Origin of the sequence: Corynebacterium sp. HMSC065H09, from assembly GCF_001812845.1 — a bacterium.
Lineage (GTDB): Bacteria > Actinomycetota > Actinomycetes > Mycobacteriales > Mycobacteriaceae > Corynebacterium > Corynebacterium jeikeium_D.
This window is the reverse complement of sequence record NZ_KV810606.1, coordinates 109,751-129,880: the sequence shown is the minus strand read 5'-3', so window position 1 is coordinate 129,880 and position 20,130 is coordinate 109,751. Positions and strand designations below refer to the sequence as shown.

Below are 20,130 nucleotides of genomic sequence, written 5' to 3'. Positions count from 1 at the left end.
TTACTCGATACTAGGGCAGGATACTGGAGTTTTCCAAACCAGACCAACCCCCTAGTTAAGGGTGGGTAACGGCCAGCAACTCACATCGTCATTTACCTGCATAAATGCTAGATATTTGAGCTGCGATCTAAAATCGGCCAACGATATGAATTGCGAGCAGCTACCCCCTAGAGCTTGCCTGTGCTAACACACGCCAACAGTCTGACGATGTCTCAGCACAGTCAAAGCTAGAGGGAATCTACTAAAGCTGCAGACCCTCGCACTGCGTTCTCTAAAAGAGTGACAGTGCAGTGCGTGCAGGGATGGGGTCAACTCTGATTGAGTGCCCCACCCTACCGGCGTGATTTAAGCGCCGGTACGAGCTGCAATGATCTCCTCGGCCACGGAGGACGGAACCTCAGCGTAGGAGTCGAAGATCATGGTGTAGTTAGCGCGACCCTGGGTCTTGGAACGCAGGTCACCAACGTAGCCGAACATCTCGGACAGCGGAACCAGAGCCTTGACAGCCTTGACGCCGGTGCGGTCTTCCATGGAGTTGACCTGGCCACGACGGGAGTTGATGTCACCGATGACCTCACCCATGTACTCTTCCGGAGTAATGACCTCAACGGCCATCATCGGCTCGAGCAGGACCGGCTTAGCCTTCTGAACAGCTTCCTTCAGAGCCTGCTGACCAGCGATCTTGAAGGCCATTTCGGAGGAGTCAACCTCGTGGTAAGCACCGTCGAGCAGGGTTGCCTTGATGTTCACCAGCGGGTAGCCGGCGAGGGTACCGTACTGCATTGCATCCTGGATACCAGCGTCGACAGACGGGATGTACTCCTTCGGAACGCGGCCACCGGTGACCTCGTTTGCGAAGAGGTAAGTTGTGGACTCGCCTTCTTCCACCTCTTCAGCGGACGGGGAGTACGGCTCCAGAGCAATGATGACGCGGGCGAACTGACCCGAACCACCGGTCTGCTTCTTGTGGGTGTACTCGAACTTCTCGACCGGCTTGCGGATGGTCTCGCGGTAAGCAACCTGCGGGTTACCGATGTTTGCTTCGACCTTGAACTCGCGCTTCATACGGTCAACCAGGACGTCGAGGTGGAGCTCGCCCATACCGCCGATAACGGTCTGGCCGGTTTCCTCATCCAGGTGAACGGTGAAGGTCGGGTCCTCTTCAGCCAGACGCTGAATAGCGGTACCCAGCTTCTCCTGGTCAGCCTTGGACTTTGGCTCAATAGCAACGGAGATAACCGGATCCGGGAAGGACATGGACTCCAGAACGATCGGAGCATCCTGTGCACACAGGGTGTCACCGGTGGTGGTGTCCTTCAGACCAATGAAGGCGTAGATGTTACCTGCCACTGCCTCGTCAACAGGGTTCTCCTTGTTGGCGTGCATCTGGAACAGCTTACCGACGCGCTCCTTCTTGTCCTTGGTGGAGTTCAGGACCTGCTGGCCAGGCTCCACACGACCGGAGTAAACGCGGACGAAGGTCAGCTTGCCGAAGAACGGGTGAGCAGCAATCTTGAATGCGAGAGCGGAGAACGGCTCATCCTTAGACGGCTTACGGACCATATCGACGTCCTCGTCGCCCATCTGGTGGCCGTGAACCTCACCGATGTCCAGCGGATTCGGCAGGAAGTCAATGACAGCGTCGAGCAGCGGCTCAACACCCTTGTTCTTGTACGCGGTACCACAGTAGACCGGGTAGACCTCAGAGTTGATAACCATCTTGCGGATGGCGCCCTTGATCTCGTCCATGGTCAGCTCTTCGCCACCGAAGTACTTCTCCATGAGCTCCTCGTCGGACTCAGCGACGGTCTCAATGAGCTTCTCACGGTACTCGTTAGCCTTGTCGACCATGTCCGCCGGAATCTCCTCGACCTGCGCAGGAGTACCGATCTCAACCTTGCCCGGCCACATGAGGGCCTTCATCTCCAGCAGGTCAACAACGCCGTCGAAGTCATCCTCAGCGCCAATCGGCAGCTGCATAACCAACGGCTTAGCACCGAGGCGGTCAACGATGGTGCCAACGGTGTAGTAGAAGTCAGCGCCCAGCTTGTCCATCTTGTTGACGAAGCAAATACGCGGGACATCGTACTTCTGAGCCTGACGCCAAACCTGCTCAGACTGCGGCTCGACACCTTCCTTACCGTCGAAGACTGCGACGGCACCGTCGAGCACACGCAGGGAACGCTCAACCTCAACGGTGAAGTCGACGTGGCCCGGGGTATCGATGATGTTGATCTGGTTGTCGTTCCAGAAACAGGTCACAGCAGCGGAGGTAATGGTGATACCGCGCTCCTTCTCCTGCTCCATCCAGTCGGTGGTAGCGCCACCATCGTGAGTCTCGCCGACCTTGCGGTTAATACCCGTGTAGTACAGGATGCGCTCAGTCGTAGTCGTCTTACCAGCATCGATGTGCGCCATGATGCCGATGTTGCGGACCTTGTGGAGGTCCTTCTTAACGGGAAGTGCACCTTCAGCCACTTGATTCCCCACTCGTTTCAAATCGGTTTGGCGGTGAGACTCAATTACGGGATTGCAATTGGCCGTCAAATCCGCCGTCGGTCGGGTTTGCTTTATCTATAATGCCACCGTCTTGGCGCGAAGTCGCGCCGTGACGTACACCTATTGCGTAAATTCTACGCAAGACATCGGGTGTAAGCGCCGGGCTGGCCCCTATTGAGTGACCCTTAAAGATCTGTGGACCGCGACCGACGCGCGCCGTTGACATACCGGCAGCTGCTCTACGACGGTGACCACTCGCGGCCTCCGTCGATAAGCGATTACCAGCGGTAGTGAGCGAATGCGCGGTTTGCTTCCGCCATCTTGTGAGTGTCCTCACGACGCTTGACGGATGCACCCAGGCCGTTGGATGCATCGAGAATCTCGTTAGCGAGACGCTCGGTCATGGTGTTCTCACGGCGCTGACGGGAGAACATCAGCAGCCAGCGCAGTGCCAGCGTGGTGCCACGGCCCGGACGAACCTCGACCGGGACCTGGTAGGTGGCGCCACCAACACGGCGGGAACGAACCTCAAGAGCCGGCTTGACGTTCTCGATTGCGCGCTTCAGAGTCAGCACCGGATCAGTACCGGTCTTCTCTTCGCACAGCTCAAGTGCACCGTAGACGATGCGCTCTGCAGTCGACTTCTTACCGTCGATCAGAACCTTGTTGACCAGCTGCGACACCAGAGGGGAGCCGTAGACCGGGTCGTTGACGACAGGACGCTTCTGTACTGGGCCCTTACGTGGCATGGCTTACTTCTCCTTCTTTGCGCCGTAGCGGGAACGAGCCTGCTTGCGGTCCTTGACACCCTGGGTGTCGAGGGAACCACGGACGATCTTGTAGCGGACACCCGGGAGGTCCTTAACACGACCACCGCGAACGAGCACCATGGAGTGCTCCTGCAGGTTGTGGCCCTCACCCGGAATGTAAGCCGAAACCTCGATACCAGAGGTCAGACGAACACGAGCGACCTTACGAAGAGCCGAGTTCGGCTTCTTCGGGGTGGTGGTGTAAACACGGGTGCAAACGCCGCGGCGCTGAGGGGAACCCTTCAGAGCTGCGGTTGCAACCTTAGCCTTCTTGTCATGGCGGCCCTTGCGGACCAGCTGCTGAATAGTGGGCATGAAGCCTCTTTCTGTTTTCAATCCTCGCTGGACATTCTCACGACCGATGCCAACCGCAGCGGAGTAACCACCTTCCGTGTGAATGCATCACAAGAAAAGTTATTACTCATCCAGTGGTGAGCCCATCGGTTGAACGCAAGAAATGGAGGGATTTTGAACGTGCGAAACCCAGTCAGCCGCTCTCGCTGGCCTACTGGGTAATGTCTCAAGTTCCCAATTCTTTTCTGGGATCGTTGTATAACAGTACGCGAGCTGCGGGTTTAGTCCAAACACCCTGGTAATGGCCTATAAATTTCAAGCACTTTGAGCGCTTGTGGGCTTGGTGATCAAATTTTTGAGTGTTAAGCGCGGCGCGCCTCGCCCAAAACACGCTGACGATACTATGCCGGTTTGAAGCGATAACCCGGTCAATTCTGCCGCTCGCTCGGTTTGCTCACTTTAGTGTCTTGCGCCAGTACTGGAGAAACTAAGTCGTCATGTTCACTGCGGGCGGATGCTGATTCATTGCCTACACCCCAGTGTCGGCGTATAGGTGGGGACATGTCTAAGAAGGTTATTGTCATTGGCGGCCACGGCAAGGTGGCCCAAATCGCTACTCCCCTACTTATCGACGATGGCTGCGAGGTCACCTCTGTTATTCGCAACCCCGACCAGGTCCCGGATATCGAGGCTCTCGGGGCCACACCAGCCGTTTACGACATCACCAGTCTCTCGACGGAGCAGTTTGCGGACCTTCTCAGCGGGCATGATGCCGTGGTTTGGTCCGCCGGTGCTGGTGGAGGTTCACCAGAACGGACTTACGCAATCGACCGCGACACAGCTATTACCTCGATTGCCGCGGCCGAGCAGGCTGGCGTTAAGCGCTACGTCATGGTCTCCTACTTTGGTGCGGGTCACGACCATGGCGTTCCAGAGGATCACAGCTTCTTTGCCTATGCCGAGTCCAAGGCTGCAGCCGACGAAGCGCTGCGCGCTTCAAACCTTGAGTGGACCATTCTCGGCCCGAGTGCGCTCACGCTCGACAAGGGCCAGGATTCCATCGACACCACGGCGGACAAGGCAGGCGAGGTCGCTCGTGCGACCGTTGCCAATGTCATCGCGCAGACCGTGTTCAACGAGGCTACCGTTGGTCGCATGATTAACTTCAACGAGGGCCACACCCCGATTGCAGAGGCCCTCAAGGAGTAGAGGAAGGAAGCCGGGGACGGACCCCTAGCCCCCTCCCTCCCCTGCCCCTGCCTTTGTTCCTATCGCTTTTCTTCAATCTCCAGCTGAGTTTTCCAGTTGAGTTGCCTCGACAAAGAAAAATCCTCCGGCACGACCGTGACGAACTAGCAAGCTGCTAGTAGGCCACAACTGTGCCGGAGGATTTTTCCGGTTGCCACCTAACAGTTAGCGCACGAAGCCCCAACTGTCAGGCGAGGTGCTTTGCCAGACAGTGACCGAGGGAATTCTCCCGCTCCCCCCAGCCGCTGCCGCAAAGCTATTGATTTCTACTCGAAGGTTCCGATGTCATCCAGCGGAACTGCGGAACCGACCTGATCGATGCCGTAGGTGTCCTCGGCACCGTAGAAGCCCTCGCCGAAGGAAGCGAACGGGGCGGCTGCCTGGCGGGCAGCTTCCTCAGTCGGCTCAACCGTGATGTTGCGGTAGCGCGAGATACCCGTACCAGCCGGGATCAGCTTACCGATGATCACGTTCTCCTTCAGGCCGATGAGCTTATCCGAGCGCTTGTTGATAGCGGCGTCGGTAAGCACGCGCGTCGTCTCCTGGAAGGAGGCGGCGGACAGCCAGGACTCGGTGGCCAGCGATGCCTTGGTAATACCCATCAGCACGCGACGGCCTTCGATGACGCTGCCACCGGAGGCGACAATCTCGCGGTTCTTCGCCATGACCGTGGAGCGCTCGACCAGCGCACCTGGCAGCAGTTCGGAGTCACCTGGCTTAGACACAATCACGCGGCGCAGCATCTGGCTGACGATAACCTCGATGTGCTTGTCGTGAATGGCCACACCCTGATCACGGTAGACCGACTGGACTTCCTCGATGAGGTGGCGCTGGACGCCTCGGCGGCCCAGAACCTCGAGGACCTCGTGCGGATCGGCAGCGCCCTTGAGCAGCTGCTGACCCTTGACCACGTGGTCACCATCGCGGATGGCGCGACGACGGCCATCGACAGTGATTTCAGCCAGGCCCTGACGCTTGGACAGCTTGTCGTAGACGACCTCGTCCTCGCTGTTGGCATCCGGGATGAGGGTGAGCGTGTAGAAGTGCTCGTCCTCCTCCAGGCGCACGCGACCGTTTTCGCGGACCAGCGGAGCCTTGTTCTTCGGCACGCGGGCCTCAAACAGCTCCTGGACACGCGGCAGACCACCGGTAATGTCGCCACCGACACCACCCTGGTGGAACGTACGCATGGTCAGCTGGGTACCCGGCTCACCAATAGACTGCGCAGCGACAATACCGACAGCCTCTCCGATGTCGACCAGCTTGCCGGTTGCCATCGAGCGACCGTAGCACTTGGCACAGACACCGGTTGCGGTGGAACAGGTCAGAACCGAGCGGACCTTGACTTCCTTGACACCGTGGCTGAGAGCCAGGGTGATGTGGTCGTCGTTCAGGTCGGTGTCAGCCGCGATAAGGACATTGCCCTCAGCGTCGGTGACATCGGCTGCCAGCACACGAGCAATCGCGGCGGTCTCGACATACTTCGCACGACGGATCTCGCCGGTCGGGTTGCCGGCTGCGTCCAGAACATCCTCGCCGATCTCGACAATGACACCATCGTGGGTGCCACAGTCCTCTTCGCGAACGATGACGTCCTGCGCAACGTCGACCAGACGACGGGTCAGGTAACCCGAGTCAGCGGTACGAAGCGCGGTATCGGCCAGACCCTTACGGGAACCGTGCGAGTTGTTGAAGTACTCGAGAACCGACAGGCCTTCGCGGAAGGAGGTCTTAATCGGACGGGTGATGTATTCACCACGCGGGTTCGTAACCATGCCCTTCATGCCGGCCAGCGAGTGAATCTGGCCCATGTTACCGGCAGCACCCGACTTCACGATCATCGGAATCGGGTTGTCATCCGGGTACAGAGCCTCGACCTTTTCACCGACCTCAGCCGTCGCAGCCTTCCACAGGTTAACCAGCGACTCGTGACGCTCAGCAGCCGAGAGCTTACCGCGGCGGAACTTCTTCTCCACCGTGGCGGCCTTCTCTTCGTAGCCGTTCAGGATCTCACGCTTGTTCGGGAGAACCAGCACGTCAGACATAGCAATGGTGACACCAGAACGGGTAGCCCAGTAGAAACCAGCATCCTTGAGCTTGTCGACGGTCTGAGCGACCGTGATCATCGGGTACTTAGCAGCCAAGTCGTTGATAATCGCAGCCTGCGGCTTCTTAGCCATAACGCCTTCGACGTATGGGTAGTTCCACGGCAGCAGGTCGTTGAACATAACGCGACCCAGCGTGGTCGAAGCCAGCCAGGTATCGCCCTTGTTCCAACCGTCTGGGAACTGCTCGGCCTCAATCTCGGCCGGCGGACGCAGGTGGCTGATGCGAACCTTAATCGGGCTCTGCAGGCCAATTGCACCGCGGTCGTAAGCCATGATGGCCTCGGCCGGGCTGGTGTAAATACCCTGCTCCGGTGCATCCTCGGTGGCATCCTGGTGGCCACCCGGCAGCTCCGGCTTCTCCAGCGTCAGGAAGTACAGGCCAGTGACCATATCCAGACGCGGCATAGCCAGCGGCTTACCGGAAGCCGGCGACAGAATGTTGTTCGAGGACAGCATCAGGACACGAGCCTCGGCCTGTGCTTCAGCGGACAGCGGCAGGTGGACTGCCATCTGGTCACCGTCGAAGTCGGCGTTGAAAGCCTCACATGCCAGTGGGTGCAGCTGAATTGCCTTACCCTCAACCAGGACCGGCTCGAAAGCCTGAATACCCAGGCGGTGCAGCGTAGGTGCACGGTTCAGCAGGACCGGGTGTCCGGTAATGACATCTTCGAGGACGTCCCACACCTCTGGGCGCTGACGCTCAACCATGCGCTTCGCGCTCTTGATGTTCTGCGCGTAGCTCTTGGCCACGAGCTCCTTCATCACGAACGGCTTGAACAGCTCAAGTGCCATCAGCTTCGGCAGACCACACTGGTGCAGCTTCAGCTGCGGGCCGACGATAATAACCGAACGGCCGGAGTAGTCAACACGCTTACCCAGCAGGTTCTGACGGAAACGACCCTGCTTACCCTTGAGCAGGTCGCTCAGGGACTTCAGCGGGCGGTTACCCGGACCAGTGACCGGGCGGCCACGACGTCCGTTGTCGAACAGTGCGTCAACGGATTCCTGAAGCATGCGCTTCTCGTTGTTGACAATGATCTCCGGAGCGCCGAGGTCAATCATGCGCTTCAGGCGGTTGTTGCGGTTGATGACACGACGGTAGAGGTCGTTCAAGTCCGAGGTCGCAAAGCGGCCACCGTCGAGCTGCACCATCGGGCGCAGCTCCGGCGGAATCACCGGGATGCAGTCAAGCACCATAGCGGCCGGGTCGTTGCCGGACTGCAGGAATGCAGTGACAACCTTCAGGCGCTTGAGGGCGCGCATCTTCTTCTGACCCTTGCCGTCGCGAATAATCTCGCGCAGCTCCTCGGCCTCCTTGGCCAAGTCGAAGTTACGGATCAGGGTCTGAATAGCCTCAGCCCCCATACCACCGGTGAAGTAATCCTCGTAGCGGTCGACGAGCTCGGTGTAAATACCCTCGTCGATAATCATCTGCTTCGGCTCGAGCTTGATGAAGGTGTTCCAGATCTCGTCGAGACGATCCAGCTCGCGCTGGGCGCGCTCACGGATGTGGCGCATCTCGCGCTCGGCTGCAGACTGAACCTTCTTACGGGCGTCAGCCTTGGCACCGGCTGCCTCGAGCTCAGCCAGATCCTCTTCCAGGGTCTGGGCACGCTCGGCCAGCTCCTGGTCGCGGTCGTCCTCAACCAGCTTCTTGTCCACGAGCATGTCTGCTTCGAGGGTTTCCTGGTCGTTGTGGCGAGCCTCTTCATCCACAGAAGTGATGATGTTGGCAGCGAAGTAGATGATCTTTTCCAGATCCTTCGGAGCCAAATCGAGCAGGTAGCCGAGGCGAGACGGCACACCCTTGAAGTACCAGATGTGAGTGACCGGAGCGGCCAGCTCAATGTGGCCCATGCGCTCACGGCGAACCTTCGACTTGGTCACCTCAACGCCACAGCGTTCACAGATGATGCCCTTGAAGCGAACGCGCTTGTACTTACCACAAGCACACTCCCAGTCACGGGTCGGGCCGAAGATACGCTCACAGAAAAGGCCATCCTTTTCCGGCTTCAGCGTACGGTAGTTAATCGTCTCGGGCTTCTTGACCTCACCGCGAGACCAGCGGCGGATGTCGTCGGCGGTAGCGAGCCCAATCCGGAGCTCGTCAAAGTTGTTGACGTCGAGCACCTGTTTTCCCTTTCCCTCCGCATCGAAGTAATGCGGAAACCAAATTCTCTGCGGAGGTTTTTGTACGTTGTCGTCTGTGTTGGGTTATTCGCGAGTTAGGGCTTCCCGACCCTGATACTCACGCAATGTTTCGTCGTTAAGCGAGAAACTATGCGGAGTCAGCGTCAGAACGCTCGTCGCGGGACAGGTTAATGCCGAGGGAAGCGGTCGCGTGGTCGAGTTCCTCATCGTCGGAGGAGCCCAACTCAACCGGAACGCCGTCGGCCGAAAGGACCTCAACGTTCAGGCAGAGCGACTGCAGTTCCTTCAGAAGCACCTTGAACGACTCCGGAATACCCGGATCCGGAATGTTGTCGCCCTTCACGATTGCCTCGTAGACCTTGACGCGGCCAACCACGTCATCGGACTTGATGGTGAGCAGCTCCTGCAGGGTGTAGGCAGCGCCGTATGCCTGCATTGCCCACACCTCCATCTCACCGAAGCGCTGACCACCGAACTGGGCCTTACCACCCAGCGGCTGCTGGGTAATCATGGAGTACGGACCGGTGGAACGAGCGTGAATCTTCTCGTCGACCAGGTGGTGCAGCTTCAGCATGTACATGTAGCCCACCGAAACCGGGAACGGGAACTTCTCGCCAGAGCGGCCGTCGAACAGCGTGGCCTTACCGTCAGCGTTGACCAGCACCTCGCCGTCACGGTTCGGGCGGGACGACGCGAGCAGACCAGCGAGCTCCTCGTTCTCAGCACCGTCGAACACTGGGGTTGCGACCAGGGAGTCGGACGGAACGTCGTGCAGGTCTGCCGGAAGACGCTTAGCCCAATCCGGGTCGCCCTCAATGCTCCAGCCGGCCTTCGCCAGCCAGCCGAGGTGAACCTCGAGGACCTGGCCGATGTTCATACGACGCGGAACACCGTGGGTGTTCAGAATGATGTCGACCGGGGTGCCGTCCGGCAGGAACGGCATGTCCTCCTGCGGCAGGATCTTGCCAATAACACCCTTGTTACCGTGGCGACCTGCCATCTTGTCGCCGTCCTGGATCTTGCGCTTCTGCGCAACGTAGACGCGGACCATCTCGTTGACACCCGGTGCCAGGTCGTCATCGTCTTCACGGGAGAAGACGCGGACGCCGATGACCTTGCCGGACTCACCGTGCGGGACACGCATGGAGGTGTCACGGACCTCGCGGGACTTCTCGCCGAAGATAGCGCGCAGCAGGCGCTCCTCCGGAGTCAGCTCAGTCTCGCCCTTCGGCGTGGTCTTAGCGACCAGGATGTCACCGTCGCGAACGTCGGCACCGATGCGGACGATACCGCGGTCATCCAGATCCTTCAGCATCTCCTCGGATGCGTTCGGGATGTCACGGGTGATTTCCTCCGGACCCAGCTTGGTGTCGCGGGCATCAATCTCGTGCTCCTCGATGTGAATCGAGGTCAGGATGTCCTCCTCAACCATGCGCTGGTTCAGGATGATGGCGTCCTCGTAGTTGTGTCCTTCCCACGGCATGAATGCCACGAGCAGGTTCTTACCAAGTGCCATCTCACCGTTGTCGGTACCCGGACCGTCAGCGATGACCTGGCCGGCCTCAACACGCTGGCCTTCGTCAACCAGAGGCTTCTGGTTGTAGCAGGTGCCCTGGTTGGTGCGTTCAAACTTGCGCAGCAGGTAGGTGTGGCGCTGGCCCTCATCATCCATGATGGTGATGAAGTCTGCCGACACGGTCTCGACCACACCGGTGGCCGAAGCGACAATGACATCGCCGGCGTCGTAAGCAGCACGCTGCTCCATACCAGTACCGACGAACGGAGCCTCCGAACGCAGCAGCGGCACAGCCTGGCGCTGCATGTTCGCACCCATCAGGGCACGGTTAGCGTCGTCGTGCTCGAGGAACGGAATCATGGCGGTAGCCACGGAGACCATCTGACGCGGGGAAACATCGAGGTAGTCGACCTCATCGGCGCGGACGGACTCGACGTCACCACCCTTCTTACGAACAGACAGGGTCTCCTGAACGAAGTGGCCGTTCTCGTCGATCGGGGTGTTGGCCTGCGCGACGACGTAGCGGTCTTCCTCATCAGCGGTGAGGTAGTCGACCTCGTCGGTGATGACACCATCGCGGACGCGACGGTACGGAGTCTCAATGAAACCGAACGGGTTCACGCGTGCGTAGCAGGACAGCGAACCAATCAGGCCAATGTTCGGACCCTCTGGGGTCTCAATTGGACACATGCGACCGTAGTGGGACGGGTGAACGTCTCGAACCTCAAGGCCAGCACGGTCACGGGTCAGACCACCCGGGCCCAGTGCAGACAGACGACGCTTGTGGGTCAGACCCGACAGCGAGTTGTTCTGGTCCATGAACTGGGACAGCTGGGAAGTACCGAAGAACTCACGGATAGCCGCGGAAACCGGGCGCACGTTAATCAGGGTGGTCGGCTGGATCGACTCCACGTCCTGAGTGGTCATGCGCTCACGAACCACGCGTTCCATGCGGGACAGACCCACGCGGACCTGGTTCTGAATCAGCTCGCCTACGGTACGCAGACGACGGTTACCGAAGTGGTCGATATCGTCGGTCTCAACCGGGATCTCAACACCTTCCGGCGAGGTCATAACATTCTCGCCGTCGTGCAGGCGCACAAGGTATTCGATGGTGGTAGCAATATCCTGCTCGGTCAGAACCATCTCGCCGGAGGCATCAGCGCCCAGACCCAGCTTGCGGTTGACCTTGTAGCGACCGACCTTAGCCAGGTCGTAGCGCTTCGGCTTGAAGAAGTTGTTCTCCAGCAGAGCCAGCGCGGACTCGCGCGTCGGCGGCTCACCCGGGCGCTGCTTGCGGTAAATCTCCAGCAGAGCCTCGTCGGTGTTTGCAACACCGTCCTTCTCCAGGGTGGCCATCATGATCTCAGAGAAGCCGAAGCGCTCCTTGATCTCCTCGGTGGTCCAGCCGAAAGCCTTCAACAGAACCGTGACCGGCTGGCGACGCTTACGGTCAATACGAACGCCGACGGTGTCCCGCTTGTCGACGTCGAACTCCAGCCACGCACCGCGCGACGGAATAATCTTCACCGAGTGCAGCGGGCGCTCGGTGGACTTGTCGATGGTCTCATCGAAGTAGACGCCCGGAGAGCGCACCAGCTGAGAAACAACGACACGCTCAGTTCCGTTGACGATGAACGTACCCTTGTCCGTCATCATCGGGAAGTCACCGATGAAGACGGTCTGGCTCTTAATCTCACCGGTCTCGCGGTTGGTGAACTCCGCGGTGACGTAGAGGGGAGCCGAGTAGTTGATGTCCTTATCCTTGGACTCATCCACGGTGTTCTTGACGGAGTCGAACCATGGGTCCGACAGCGTCAGGGACATCTTCTGGGAGTAGTCCTCGATCGGAGAGAGCTCTTCTAGAATATCTTCGAGACCGCTGGTAACCCGAGCGTCTTCTCCGAGCTCCTCCTGGCGACGAGCACGCCACTCAGGCGTGCCAATGAGCCATGCGAAAGACTCACGCTGCAGGTCGAGCAGACCAGGAACCGCAATCGGCTCCTGAATCTTTGCAAACGAGTACCTCTTCGAAGCTCCGGGAATACCGGTTACTGCCTTGGTCTGGCGGGAGACTGCCAAGATGCGTCCTTCCAGCACCTCACGCGGTGGAGCACACCGGCAACCGGTGGTGCGCTCCGCCCGCTTGGTTTATACGCGATTCAAGTTGCAGGAATTATTTCTGTTGCGCACCGGGATACTTTGCGTCTAACCTTTGGTCACACACGAAAGTGATTCCCCCGCCACTTGGCCTCCAAGACCAGCCTTTAAAGGCGAGCCCCGAGCCCTAACGGCGGCGCCGCAGCAACTCCTTTAACAGCTAGATGCACGAAAAACGGTGCTACATAATAGCCCCGCGCTCCGAGCGCAAACTATAAAAGAGCTGGCGACAGATACACTAATTCCAGCGCAACGATTTAGCCTATATCAAAAACTGGCAGTTGTCTAGTACAACTTGACAAATCGGGCGTGTCGCATTCACCCGTTACCGATATAACGATGAGGCCTGGGCGCTATGGCCGTCGTAAAGCGTTACTCTGCTTTACGACGGGTCGAAGGACGCACGATGCCCACGATTGCGATGAATACCAGAATCGAACCGGACGCAATGAGGCCGATTGACCACGGCTCTAGAGCTGGGCGCTGGAAATTCTGTATTGCGCCAAAGAGAAGCTGATTGGAAAGGCCTTCGTCCATCTTGCCGTTGAAGCGCAGGTAGTCCATGATCGGCTCGCCGTCGCGGGTCTCCCACCAAAGGTGGATGTCCTCGGCCATATCGATGACCGAGCCAGACTTGGGCTCAACCCACAAATCACGGGTGCCCTGGTACTGGAGGAAGCCGGACTTGTCATCCTGGGTTAGCTGAGAGACGTAAGAACGGTACTTCTGGGCGAGATTCGTCTTCTCAATGTCCTGACGGAAATGCAGGACACGGTTACCACCGCGCTCCTCTTCCCCGACAAACTTTGCCGGCAAGGAATCGTGGAGGAGATCATCAAAGATCAGGTATTCCTTTTCCTCCGTGTCGGCCGGGAGCTTCACCCAGTTCCCCTCGAAAGCCACTGACCGTGGAACGCCCGCCATGCGGTCGACAAGCGTCGCAGGAGCCAGCGCCTCGCCGGTGAGTCGGTCGATGGTCACCGTCCAGATATTGGCCTCGATAAGCTCCGTCAGCGGGTCGGTGCCGATAACCTCAGGGGGAAGCTCACGCATTTCAGTCACGCCGACACGGAGCGAAACCTTGTCCGCATCCGCGGGTTCGATGAGCACGCCGTGAAGCTGTCGCTGCAGCGGCGAGTGCACTTCTTCCCGCTTGCCCTCTTCGTTAATCCTGGTGGATACGCCGTCTTCCGCCCGCAGGGTATACGACACCGGCGGCAGGTCAAGCGGCATTTTGGGATCAACATTGAGCACTTTGGGCAGCAAAATGCCAGCAGCAAGCAGTGCGGTGCCTAGACCCAACAGAAGGATAGACAGAATTCTCGGCCGTGAGAGCATGTTAGATACTTTACAGGCCAATAAGGGTAATCAAGACAATGAGTGGGCTGGTTTTTGCCTCAACTCCCTGTGACGGGTGAGATTAGTGAGGTTTTGCCCGGGTCAGGTGGGTTAGCAAAGGCCCCAGGAACAAAAGAACCGCCAACCCCGGGCACGAAGCCCAGAATTGGCGGTCAGAATTGGTAGCTTTAGGCCACTACCGGGGCCGAGGCAAGTAATTGAATTACTTGAGGGCAACCTTTGCGCCAGCCTCTTCCAGCTTAGCCTTAGCAGCCTCAGCGTCGTCCTTGGAAGCACCCTCCAGGATAGCCTTCGGAGCGGACTCAACCATCTCCTTAGCCTCCTTCAGGCCCAGGCCGGAGACGATCTCACGGACAGCCTTAATAACGCCGATCTTCTTAGCGCCAGCGTCCTCGAGGACGACGTCGAACTCGTCCTTCTCCTCAGCAGCAGCCTCGCCGCCAGCAGCGCCTGCAGCAGCAACTGCAACCGGAGCAGCAGCGGTGACGTCGAACTCTTCCTCGAAAGCCTTCTTGAACTCGGTGAGCTCAACGAGGGTCATTTCCTTGAAAGCCTCGAGCAGTTCCTCAGTGGTGTACTTAGCCATGGATATTCTCCTATGAGTGTGGTGCGGCCGCTCCCCTCAGAGATCCCTGGGGTCGAAGCCGTCAAAGTGATATTGAAAAGTTTTTCGCGTGATTTAGTTCGCGTAGATCGCGAGCCGCTCGGGATTACTTCTTTTCCTCGAGTGCCGCAGCAAGGCGGGCAACCGAGGAGGTCGGAGCGTCGAGCAGGCCAGCGACGTTCGCCAGAACGCCGTTGAAGGCACCAGCCAGCTTTGCCAGCGTGGTCTCACGGTTATCCATATCCGCAAGAGCCTCGAACTGTGCTGCATCCATTGCAGCACCGTCCATGTAGCCGCCCTTGATCACGAGGTTCTTGTTGTCACCGGCGAACTTCTTAATCGCCTTAGCCGCATCCACAGCCTCGCCCTTGATGAAGGCGACTGCAGTCGGGCCGTTCAGGTGCTCATCAAGACCCTCAATCCCTGCCTCGTCGGCAGCGATCTTGATCATGGTGTTCTTGGCGACGGAGTACTTAACATCAGCACCGAGGGCGCGACGCAGTTCCGTGATTTCCGCAACGGACAGGCCGCGGTACTCAGTCAGCACGATAGCGTTGGACTCTTCAACGTCCTGCTTCAGCGCTGCAACAGCTGCAATCTTCTCAGCATTTGCTGCCATGTGTACTCTCGCCTCCTTCCTGGTCTTTGCAATTTTCCGCTCGGCCAAGTGAAGGATTCTTTTGCGCAAATACAACAAACGCCCCAATCCTCGCACAAGGATGGGGCGCACAATTCTTGTGGCATGTTCCACTTCAACTCCGCCGACCGCAAGGACAACAGGTGAAGTCAAACTGCGCAAGCGCTTCCAAGTCCTCCTGCGTGGGCCGCTCACTGTATTCCTACAATGAAACCTTCAATCCGCTTCTTTCAAAGCGAATGACCGACGGTCTTCGGTGAAACTTGAGTACCAACCTCCATCTTCCCAACTCGATGTTGGTACCGATTGGAAGCCGGTCAAACTTCGTGAAGAAACTTTATACCAGACCCTGGCAATTAACCAAATCGCCTATCCAAACCGCGCCGCACCTGGCTCTCCGAAGCGGCCGAACTCCAGGTCCTTCTCACGTTGCTGGACAATCATCTCGAGCTCGGCAAAGTACGCATTCAGGTCGTCGTCGGCAAGCCAGAGCACTTGGTCGGCGTAGTCGAGCACCACGCGCACCATGTCGTCGGGATGTGCGTCCAATCTGGCGGCGTCGAGAATATCCACGGTGAGTGTCAGTGCCACGCGCACAACCGGCGGGATCTGCGATGCCAGGCACTGCTGCGCCACGACATTACGCAGCTCGACGGCCTCCATCCGCGCGATGATGCGCAACAGCCGCACGACCACGACCTGCGCCGCCCGAGCTTGTAGAGCTTCCTCCTCACTCATCCCCGGAAGCACCACAGAGTCCTGGATATTGCGGCGAAGGACCTCAGCTACGCGCTCGTCCTCCCCTAGCCCCGTCAGTACCTCGCCCAGCAGAGTCTGTCCCGCGATGCGCAGGCAGGGCATGTCATAGGCGTCGTCGCCCAACGAGTCGAGATACGAGATGAGCTGCGGTTCAATAATTCCGGAACCGTCGTCGAGCTGCGCCAGGCGATTAATCTCGCCGAGCGCCTCCAGCCCTTCTTCGGGTTCCAAAATTAACGTCATAGTCGCGATTTTAAGCAACAAACTTTGGCTGTGAGTCCATTTCGCCTGGATTAGTTGTTTGGATTAGCAATTCGCTTTACGACGTCTACCGCGCCCAAGCCCCCACCGCGCTATCGATACCCCTTATGCCAATGCAAAACCGCCACCTCACACACTCTGGAAAGTGCGCGCGGCGGCGGTTTTAAAGAGCTTTGCTCAGAGTCACTCTCGAGTGACTCGTGAAGAGCACACTCGCCTATCGGCTGATGCTGATTTAGGCGGTGTAGTCCTTGATCACGCTGGTGTCAACCGGGATGCCCGGGCCGTTGGTGGCGGAGACGGTGATCTTCTTCAGGTACTTACCCTTAGCAGCGGACGGCTTGAGGCGCATCAGCTCGTCGATAAGCGCACCGTAGTTCTCGGCCAGCTTCTCAGCGTCGAAGGAAGCCTTACCGATAACAGCCTGCAGGTTTGCAGCCTTGTCGACGCGGAAGGAAATCTTACCGCCCTTGATCTCGGTGACAGCCTTAGCGACATCCGGGGTAACGGTGCCGGTCTTCGGGTTCGGCATCAGACCACGCGGGCCGAGGATACGAGCCACGCGACCAACCTTGGCCATCTGGTCCGGAGTTGCGATGGCAGCGTCGAAGTCGGTCCAGCCGCCCTGAATCTTCTCGATCAGCTCCTCGGAGCCAACGAAGTCAGCGCCGGCCTCTTCAGCCTTGGTGGCGTTCTCGCCAGCAGCGAAAACAACAACGCGGACGGTCTTACCGGTGCCGTTCGGCAGGGAGACAGTGCCGCGAACCAGCTGGTCAGCCTTGCGCGGGTCAACGCCCAGGCGGATAGCGACGTCGATGGTGGCGTCGTAGTTCTTGGAGGAGGTCTCCTTGGCCAGGTTAGCGGCCTCGAGCGGAGAGTAGATGCGGCCGGCGTCGATCTTCTCGGCGGCGGCGCGGTATGCCTTAGAGTTCTTGCTCATGAAAAGTCCAATCTCAATTAAGTGAAATGGTTGGATTGTGGTGTGTAGCGGGCCGAAGCTGGCCCTACCACTTGATGAAGGTGCAGCTAAACGCTGACGGTTTACTTAGCGCCCTCGACGGTGATGCCCATGGAACGAGCGGTACCGGCGATGATGCGTGCACCCATCTCGATGTCGTTAGCGTTCAGGTCCGGCTTCTTCAGCTCGGCGATTTCCTTGCACTGCTCCCAGGTCACGGAACCGACCTTGTTGGTGTGCGGAACGCCAGAGCCCTTCTGAATGCCAGCGGCCTTCAGCAGCAGCTTAGCTGCCGGCGGGGTCTTCAGAACGAAGGTGAAGGAGCGGTCTTCGTAGACAGAAATTTCAACCGGGACAACGTTGCCACGCTGGTTCTCAGTTGCTGCGTTGTAAGCCTTGCAGAACTCCATGATGTTGACACCATGAGCACCCAGTGCCGGACCAACCGGCGGAGCCGGGTTAGCCTGACCAGCCTGAATCTGCAGCTTAATAATCGCAGAAAGCTTCTTCTTCGGAGCCATCGGATTAACCTACTTCCTAGTTACCGGGGCACGCCGCCCCGATGAAAAGGCGACTCACCCCGTCCGGATGCCGACGCTTTACGACGACCCTTGCGCCCTCGACCATCATGGCCGCTGGCGCTGGTCATCGAGTTGGTGCCAGCCACCGGGGATACGAATTACTTGGCGCATCTGTGCTCAAGGCACAAAAATGCACGCCTGGCTACGTTACCGCAGCGTATGGCGTGCATCAAAATCCGTTACCGGATTGGTTGCGCGAGCGAGCTAGCTGGTGCCTTGCTCGGCGCTTGGCTTGGCGGTGCTCTCCGCTTGGCTCTGCGCCTGGCTTGAGGTCGGGCCTAGTTCAGCTTCTCGACCTCATCGATGCCCAGCTCGACCGGGGTCTCACGGCCGAAGATGGAAACCAGAGCCTTCATGCGGCCGGTGTCCGGGTCGATCTCGGAGATGGTCGCAGCCACAGATGCGAACGGACCGGACAGGATGGTGACGGACTCGCCGACCTCGTAGTCGATGGCGACGGCCTTCTTCTCCGCCTGCGGCGCCGCTGCGACAGCCAGCTCACCGTCAGCATTTGCAGCTTCTTCAGCGGCGTCCGCGGTGATGGTCTCCTTCGGCATGAGGAACTTAGCGACCTCGCGAATCTTGACCTTGGACGGCTGGCCCTCGCTACCGACGAAGGAAGTAACACCCGGGGTGTCGCGGACGACGGACCAGGACGGGTCATCCAGGCTCATACGAACCAGAACGTAGCCCGGCAGCAGCTTGCGCTTAACGATCTTCTTCTTGCCGTCGTCCTTGCGCTCTTCGACTTCCTCAACCGGAACGATGACCTCGTGGATCTGCTCATCGACACCCATGGTCTGGGCGCGCATTTCCAAGTTGGTCTTCACCTTGTTCTCGTAGCCGGAGTAGCACTGGATGATGTACCAGTCGCCCGGACGACGCTTGAGCTCACGCTGGAACTCGCGCAGGCGCTTACGGTACTCGGCATCTGCGTCAGCAGCTGCCTGTGCCTCAGCGTCAGCGGCAGTCTCCTCTGCCGGCGCTGCTTCTGCTGCAGCAGAGTCAGCTGCGGCTGCGTCGGCTGCGGCTGCGACTGCACCCTCGGCCGGAGCTTCTACCTGAGCCGGTGCGTCCTGCGCATCCTGCTCAGTTGCGGCAGCATCCGCGGACTGGGCGTCGGAGAAAATATTCTGACCATCATTCATGTCGTGCTAACCCCTCTTGTATCTACATCAACGGTTCGCGACATTGGCATCTTCGCCTAAAGAGTCCTAAGAGCCAATATGCCATCCGCAATCACTTCGCACAGCCAGACACCAGCTGCGCTAACGAATAATCCCGCCGTCCGGAACTCGGAGGCGGGATGAAAAGCATCACTGCGAAACAGTATAACCGATTACTTACCCAACACCGATCGGACACCCAGACCGGCCAGCGTGTCCACACCCCACACGAGAGCGATCATGGCAATCAGGAACAGAATCACGATGATGCTGTAGGTGACCATCTGGCGGCCGGTCGGCCAAATCACCTTGCGCAGCTCGTCAACAACCTGCTTGATGAAAACCAAAGGATTACGAGTCGAAAGCTCGTTGGTCTCCTTCTCACGCGCAGGCTTCTTCGCCACGGTGGTCTGCGCGCCCGTCGCCTGGCGCTTACCGGACGGGCGAGCCGCCGCCTGGAAAGTCTGGTTTTCCTCAGACACGATGCTCCTTCGCTACTTCGTGCATATGAGACCTAAAGATACTGCACAGTGAAACTCAAACGTGAATTCTTCAAGGGCAAACCCCAGGGATGTTCTCCGGAGCCAAGCCCCCACTGTGCAGAGCAAGTCTGGTTCAGTGCGTAAATTCTAGCCGATTATCCACACTATCGAAGAAATGCCCTTCGTGGGAACCGCAGGCTTCGAGATTCGATTCTGACAACCCCAAAGAGCTACGGGCTGCTCGCTCGGGCTGCTCGCTTCGGCCGCTCGCTCGGGGATGCGAACTTGGGGCTGCAAATGTGAAACTGTATGGGTTTATGACACTTTCAAGCCATTTTTCGGGCTGTTTTTGTCATAAACGCAGTCAGTAACTCGCATTGCCCCACCGCTCACCGCCACCGAACATAAACGAAAAACCCGCCACCCAGACGCATTTTCATACGCCCTGGATGACGGGTACTTGCAGGGGCGACAGGACTCGAACCTGCAACCTGCGGTTTTGGAGACCGCTGCTCTACCAATTGAGCCACGCCCCTTC

At 58.7% G+C, this 20,130-nt stretch carries 14 protein-coding genes and 1 tRNA gene; 1 reads left to right on the top strand and 14 read right to left on the bottom strand.

Annotated elements, in window-relative coordinates; all coding sequences use genetic code 11:
- Window positions 1-345: 345 nt before the first annotated feature.
- The 3 genes from fusA to rpsL form a co-directional block, all read right to left on the bottom strand.
- Complete coding sequence (fusA, locus tag HMPREF2878_RS10425; RefSeq protein ID WP_016422053.1) at window positions 346-2,478, bottom strand: elongation factor G; 2,133 nt, start codon at window positions 2,476-2,478, stop codon at window positions 346-348.
- 299 nt (window positions 2,479-2,777) lie between these two features.
- Window positions 2,778-3,248, bottom strand: a complete 471-nt coding sequence (gene rpsG, locus HMPREF2878_RS10420) for a 30S ribosomal protein S7 (RefSeq protein WP_016422052.1) — start codon at window positions 3,246-3,248, stop codon at window positions 2,778-2,780.
- A 3-nt stretch (window positions 3,249-3,251) separates the two neighbouring features.
- Entirely contained in the window at window positions 3,252-3,623 is a 372-nt protein-coding gene (rpsL, locus tag HMPREF2878_RS10415) for a 30S ribosomal protein S12 (RefSeq protein ID WP_005509887.1), read from the bottom strand.
- 540 nt (window positions 3,624-4,163) lie between these two features.
- Between rpsL and HMPREF2878_RS10410 the strand changes: the two genes are divergently transcribed.
- On the top strand, window positions 4,164-4,811 hold the full coding sequence (locus HMPREF2878_RS10410) for an SDR family oxidoreductase (protein WP_070653451.1): 648 nt from the start codon (window positions 4,164-4,166) through the stop codon (window positions 4,809-4,811).
- A gap of 305 nt (window positions 4,812-5,116) precedes the next feature.
- Here HMPREF2878_RS10410 and HMPREF2878_RS10405 read toward each other — a convergent pair whose 3' ends face one another.
- The 11 genes from HMPREF2878_RS10405 to HMPREF2878_RS10355 all read right to left on the bottom strand — a co-directional run bounded on the left by HMPREF2878_RS10405 (window position 5,117) and on the right by HMPREF2878_RS10355 (window position 20,128).
- Window positions 5,117-9,088, bottom strand: a complete 3,972-nt coding sequence (locus tag HMPREF2878_RS10405) for a DNA-directed RNA polymerase subunit beta' (RefSeq protein WP_016422050.1) — start codon at window positions 9,086-9,088, stop codon at window positions 5,117-5,119.
- 148 nt (window positions 9,089-9,236) lie between these two features.
- Window positions 9,237-12,725, bottom strand: coding sequence for a DNA-directed RNA polymerase subunit beta (locus HMPREF2878_RS10400; RefSeq protein ID WP_042388391.1), 3,489 nt, complete (start codon window positions 12,723-12,725; stop codon window positions 9,237-9,239).
- Between the two features lie 432 nt (window positions 12,726-13,157).
- The gene (locus HMPREF2878_RS10395; RefSeq protein WP_049170045.1) at window positions 13,158-14,123 is read right to left on the bottom strand and encodes a cell envelope lipid trafficking protein PgfA; all 966 of its coding nucleotides are present in this window, start codon (window positions 14,121-14,123) and stop codon (window positions 13,158-13,160) included.
- A gap of 223 nt (window positions 14,124-14,346) precedes the next feature.
- Window positions 14,347-14,730 carry a 50S ribosomal protein L7/L12 gene (gene rplL / locus HMPREF2878_RS10390; protein WP_016422047.1) on the bottom strand — a complete coding sequence of 128 codons (384 nt, stop codon included), beginning with the start codon at window positions 14,728-14,730 and terminating at the stop codon, window positions 14,347-14,349.
- A 124-nt stretch (window positions 14,731-14,854) separates the two neighbouring features.
- Window positions 14,855-15,367, bottom strand: a complete 513-nt coding sequence (gene rplJ / locus HMPREF2878_RS10385; protein WP_016422046.1) for a 50S ribosomal protein L10 — start codon at window positions 15,365-15,367, stop codon at window positions 14,855-14,857.
- A gap of 387 nt (window positions 15,368-15,754) precedes the next feature.
- Complete coding sequence (locus HMPREF2878_RS10380; RefSeq protein WP_069359387.1) at window positions 15,755-16,387, bottom strand: hypothetical protein; 633 nt, start codon at window positions 16,385-16,387, stop codon at window positions 15,755-15,757.
- Between the two features lie 253 nt (window positions 16,388-16,640).
- Window positions 16,641-17,345, bottom strand: coding sequence for a 50S ribosomal protein L1 (rplA, locus tag HMPREF2878_RS10375; protein WP_016422044.1), 705 nt, complete (start codon window positions 17,343-17,345; stop codon window positions 16,641-16,643).
- 101 nt (window positions 17,346-17,446) lie between these two features.
- A complete protein-coding gene (gene rplK, locus HMPREF2878_RS10370) occupies window positions 17,447-17,884 on the bottom strand; it encodes a 50S ribosomal protein L11 (RefSeq protein WP_016422043.1) in 438 nt (145 codons plus the stop codon).
- A gap of 338 nt (window positions 17,885-18,222) precedes the next feature.
- Window positions 18,223-19,092, bottom strand: a complete 870-nt coding sequence (nusG, locus tag HMPREF2878_RS10365; RefSeq protein ID WP_048732408.1) for a transcription termination/antitermination protein NusG — start codon at window positions 19,090-19,092, stop codon at window positions 18,223-18,225.
- A gap of 191 nt (window positions 19,093-19,283) precedes the next feature.
- Window positions 19,284-19,592 (bottom strand): preprotein translocase subunit SecE, encoded by a 309-nt coding sequence (secE, locus tag HMPREF2878_RS10360; RefSeq protein ID WP_016422041.1) that lies wholly within the window; start codon window positions 19,590-19,592, stop codon window positions 19,284-19,286.
- A 463-nt stretch (window positions 19,593-20,055) separates the two neighbouring features.
- Window positions 20,056-20,128 (bottom strand) — tRNA-Trp (locus HMPREF2878_RS10355).
- Window positions 20,129-20,130 lie beyond the last annotated feature (2 nt).